Origin of the sequence: Rhizobium sp. SEMIA 4085 (assembly GCF_013004495.1) — a bacterium.
Lineage (GTDB): Bacteria > Pseudomonadota > Alphaproteobacteria > Rhizobiales > Rhizobiaceae > Rhizobium > Rhizobium gallicum.
Map to the genome: position 1 here is coordinate 1 of NZ_JABEPH010000430.1, position 4,440 is coordinate 4,440.

Annotated in this window: 7 protein-coding genes; 4 read left to right on the forward strand and 3 right to left on the reverse strand. The window is 59.3% G+C overall.

Annotated elements, in window-relative coordinates; genetic code table 11:
* The coding region (locus tag C9413_RS28325; protein ID WP_170251226.1) for an alpha/beta fold hydrolase at positions 1-578 on the reverse strand (578 nt) is incomplete at its 3' end.
* A gap of 125 nt (positions 579-703) precedes the next feature.
* Here C9413_RS28325 and C9413_RS28330 point away from each other — a divergent pair.
* A complete protein-coding gene (locus tag C9413_RS28330) occupies positions 704-1,612 on the forward strand; it encodes a LysR substrate-binding domain-containing protein (RefSeq protein WP_040116491.1) in 909 nt (302 codons plus the stop codon).
* Between the two features lie 467 nt (positions 1,613-2,079).
* Here the strand turns inward: C9413_RS28330 and C9413_RS33910 are convergent, their stop codons facing one another.
* Positions 2,080-2,235 (reverse strand): entericidin, encoded by a 156-nt coding sequence (locus tag C9413_RS33910; RefSeq protein ID WP_082046696.1) that lies wholly within the window; start codon positions 2,233-2,235, stop codon positions 2,080-2,082.
* An 18-nt stretch (positions 2,236-2,253) separates the two neighbouring features.
* Positions 2,254-2,544, reverse strand: a complete 291-nt coding sequence (locus C9413_RS28335; RefSeq protein WP_040114989.1) for a hypothetical protein — start codon at positions 2,542-2,544, stop codon at positions 2,254-2,256.
* 434 nt (positions 2,545-2,978) lie between these two features.
* Here C9413_RS28335 and C9413_RS28340 point away from each other — a divergent pair, with 434 nt between their 5' ends.
* From C9413_RS28340 to C9413_RS28350, 3 genes are all read left to right on the forward strand, one after another.
* On the forward strand, positions 2,979-3,293 hold the full coding sequence (locus C9413_RS28340) for a PepSY domain-containing protein (protein WP_170251227.1): 315 nt from the start codon (positions 2,979-2,981) through the stop codon (positions 3,291-3,293).
* A 25-nt stretch (positions 3,294-3,318) separates the two neighbouring features.
* Positions 3,319-3,918, forward strand: a complete 600-nt coding sequence (locus tag C9413_RS28345; protein ID WP_040114990.1) for a general stress protein — start codon at positions 3,319-3,321, stop codon at positions 3,916-3,918.
* Positions 3,919-4,212: 294 nt separating this feature from the next.
* Complete coding sequence (locus tag C9413_RS28350) at positions 4,213-4,419, forward strand: KTSC domain-containing protein (protein ID WP_040114991.1); 207 nt, start codon at positions 4,213-4,215, stop codon at positions 4,417-4,419.
* Positions 4,420-4,440 lie beyond the last annotated feature (21 nt).

Genomic DNA, 4,440 nt, shown 5'->3' on the forward strand with positions numbered 1-4,440 from the left:
TCGGGGTCTGTGGTCTCCTTGACGGTGCAATGTGTCGTATGCCCAGAGGGTGGGCCGAAACGTGAGTCACAGACGACAAGGTGGATCCCCTCTTCGAGAAAACGCGATGCGTCCATGCCTGCTAAAGGACCGCCGGTGGCCCAGCCGAGCAACCCGACTTGCCGGCTGTCAGTCCTATCCCGGATCGCCTCGACCGCAGCATCGATGTCGCGTGCGACTTCGTTGGAATGGGTCAGCGGCCGGCCTTCCGGTGGACCATCCTGTCCGGGACGGTCCGATCTGCCGTAACCACGGGCGTCCACGATGAACACCCGGTATCCTCTCGTTGCCAAGTCCGCAGCCAGTGATCCTCCTTCGACCGGCAAATCGAAGGAGGCGATACCCGGCACCCGTGCTCCATGGACAAGGATGATGGGAGGCCCTTTGCGTTCTGGCCCTGTCTTCCGGACCTCCCGGATAGCCAGTTCGATATCAGGCGCAGCATTTACCCGGAAATCCTTGCGTTCGACTTCCGCGAATGTAGGCGCAGCACCGAAGGTCGTCGCGATGGCAGCACAATAGATAGCAAGTTTTTGCATGGTCACTCCTTCGAAAGGGTTGCTCGCTCACAGGATGGGCTCGACTGGATAGATCGTAGATCGTTGTTGCCGGCGAATTTTTCCAATATCAAAACAGTGTTTATTGAGATGCTTCTGATATGATGATGAGCTTGCTCCATATGCGGCATTTCATTGCCGTTGCCGAAGAATTGCATTTCGGACGCGCCGCTGCCCGGCTCGGCATGGCGCAACCGCCGCTTAGCCAATCGATCAAGAGGCTCGAGGAGCGTTTGGGATTTCCGCTATTCGAGCGGACGCAACGCATGGTCCGCCTCACTGCAGCGGGTCGCGTGTTTCTTCAGGAGGCTCGTCGAACAATTGCGCAATCGGAAGACGCGGTTCGCTTGGCCCGCCGCGCGGCTTCAGACGACCTTGCCCAGATTTCCATCGCCTTTGTCTCTGCAGCTCTCTATCGGCTGCTTCCTCGGGCCATTCGCGCCTTCCACGAGGTTTGGCCCGAAACGACAATTCGCCTCGATGAGCGTTCCACGGAGGCGCAACTGGCCGATCTTGCCGGCGGTGATATCGACCTTGGCTTCTTCCATCCGCCGATCAAGACTGTCGATGGCCTGGCCGTGGAACTGATACACCGGGACAAGCTGGTTGTCGCAGCGCCATCACATCACCCGCTCGCTCTTTCGAACCGTTGCCGGCTTGCTGATCTGGCTGGACACGATTTCATTATGTTTCCTCACCCACAAGGCCCGACCCTACATGTGAAGATTACAAATGCCTGCAGGACGGCGGGTTTCGTACCGAATGTCGTCCAGGAAGCAAGACAGATGCATACGATTTTGAGCTTGGTCGCCGCGGGGCTCGGCGTATCGTTGGTGCCCCTGGGCGCGACGACGATGAAGATCGCTGGTGTAGCATTCATCCCACTGATTGACGCACCTGCAGACCTTGCCTGGGAACTGGCCATGGGATGGCAGCCACGAGGTGCGCGAAAAGCACTGCGAAGCTTCCTGGAAACGGTACGATCAACAAGTCACGAGCTGAAGTTCGAACCGTAGCCTGCCTCCCTAACCAACGCGAAAGCCTATAACGTCTCGAGGAATAGCTGCCGTCCCGCTTCACACGGGTCGGAAGAGGAGGCGCTCTGGTGTGAGCAAGTACGGAAGGCTACCCCTTCGGAGGAGCACATCAACCCTTGGCCAAGGCAGGATATCTCATGCGTTCGACTGCAGGCGTTAGTGCCGCCGGCGTCAATGTTTAATGCGCGCGGTGGGATCAACTGCTATGTCGAAACACAATTTTGAAAAACGAGGGGAGCTCGGCTTTCGACGAACTGCACCGGCAACTTGTCGGCGCTCACGGTTCGAGTGAGCTCCGATGCGTTTCGTCAGCGTCTCGCTTCGGCTTTTTGGGCCTTGCGCGCTTCCGATCCCTAGAGATGCAAGCGTTGACCGCCCGGCGGAAGATCCGCTCGGGATTTGACCCAGGGGTGGCCGATAACGGGGCGCTTATTATGCTTTCCCGTTCAATTCGCCGCTGCTCTGCCTACCCGATTCCCGGCATTTTGGGTGGCGTCCACGGTATTGGCAGCATCACGCCCGACGCCGCGGATAGTGTTCCCGCAGGAGGAAAGGGCGAGAAGAACGCAGCAGGCGGCGGCAACTTTTGTCGTCAGTGACATTGCATAGATCCTTGGAGATTAGGGCCGTTTGCGAATTCGCGACGCCTTCTGTTGCTCGACATCCTTGGTACTCTCGGAGAGAAACTTGTCGGCGTGCTTGCGCGCAGCTTCGCGAAGCGCGTCAATCCTCGCAAGGTCGTCTGCCTTGAGACCGGCTGCGCCTTGACCGATTTTCGGTAAAGCCCGGCCCCAGTGCTCGACGCTTTTGCCCTCCTGACGGCGTTCCTTATGCCCGGCGCGCAGGCATAAAGGCCGTCCTCCGTTTTCATTCACACCCTCCCATCGGGCACCTTTTGTTTCGCTGATCATGGTGATCTCCTTCCATGAGAGGAGAACTGCGGGGGAGGGCGTGTGTTCCGTCGCGGCGAGAATAAGCGCGGCGCGCCTAGAGATAGTTCCTCGACGCAGGTCATAGTAATCCCTCCTCTTCGGCGAGGCCTGCCAAAAGGAGAGGGATCGCGTCTTCAGACCCAGCTGCTTGGCCCAGGCGATCCGCGTGCCGTAGCGGACGATTTTCGGAATGTTTGACGGCCTGGGATCATTCCTGCGTCGAGTGCGGCAAAGCCTTTGAACTCTTCGATGATCTCTTCGCTTTCGCCGATGATGCCATTCTGCTCTCGCGGGATGCTCCGATTGGATTCCGGCCGGCAACCAGCTCATACCTGGGCGGCTGGAACTTAAAGGGCAGCATGGTGTTTCTCCGATCACGGATCCGACATGAGTCCGCAAAAAAGGAAACACCGATGAAAAACTTCATTCTCGTGGTGGCCCTCGGGGCAACCGCGCTCTCGGCATTTGCCCAGACAACCCCCGCTCCCTCGTCAAACGGAAACACGCCTGCGGTAGCGACCCCGGGCACGAATAACCCGGCGGCGCCTGTCGAAGGGGCCAACAGCTTTACCGAAGCCCAGGCCAAGGAGCGCATCGAAAACGCAGGTTACACCGATGTCAAAGACCTGAAGCTCGATGACAAGGGGATCTGGATGGCGTCCGCTACCAAAGACGGCAAATCGTTATCGGTCGCACTCGACTACCAAGGAAACGTAGTCGCCAAGTAACCAGCACCAATCAAGGAGAAGAACAATGAGAACCGTAACTGGACTATTCGACGACTATTCCGACGCGCGCTCGGCCGTGAATGAATTAGAGTCGGCCGGAATTCCCTCGGATGATATCAGCATCGTCTCGAACAATGGGCGCGATCAGGATAACGCCTCTGGCGCAGCAGAAGGTGCGGGAACCGGCGCCGGTATCGGCGCGGCGGTGGGTGGCGCCGGCGGACTACTTGCCGGGCTGGGCCTTTTGGCCATTCCAGGGGTCGGGCCTGTCGTCGCAGCCGGCTGGTTGGTCGCGACCGCGGCTGGCGCCGCTGCTGGCGCAGTTGCTGGCGGAGTTACAGGCGGCCTGATTGGAGCGCTCACCAGTTCGGGCGTATCCGAAGAGGATGCTCACCTCTATGCAGAGGGCGTGCGTCGGGGCGGGACGCTCGTGAGCGCAAGGGTGGACGAGGGTCGGGTCGCTGAAGCCGAAGCCATCCTTCGGCGCTCCAACTGGGTGGATCCGACCGAACGCCGCCGCGCCTATATGGAAGAGGGCTGGACACGGTTCGACGACAGTCTCGATCCCTACAGCCCCGAGCAGATCGAACAGGAGCGGAACCGCTACCGCCGTACCGCACTCTAAGGAACGCGAGGGATTAAGAGCATCAATGACTTGGTGGCCGCTCTGCTCAAGGCGTCCCGCGAAGCGGGACGCCTTTTCGAGGGTCTCGGCTAAGACGACTGGCGATCGCGCCTTGGCCCCACATCGAGCCTTCATTTACCGTCCGGTCGTTGTCGCCGAGCCCTGGGGTCGTGGTTCGATTGCACCCGGTCAAAAGCGGACTTCTGCAACCTAGGGGCGGGCAGCCTGGAGGTAGCAACTTGAGTCAGCACGCGATTGAGCGAGACGAGATTTTGGCTGAGGGACGGAGTTGCAATGCCTTCGCATTTGATCCGCGACACCAATTATGATGCGGCGACCCGCACACTCTCGGTCTGGCTGGTCACCAGCGAGAACCGCTACGACTACGAGGATGTTCCTCCCGAGACATATGCGGCATTTCGGCGTGCCTTCTCGAAGGGACGGTTCTTCAACGCCCATATCAGGAATCGTTTCACATATCGAATTTCCAAGGAGGAGTGACGTGTTGGCCCTGGTGGGTGG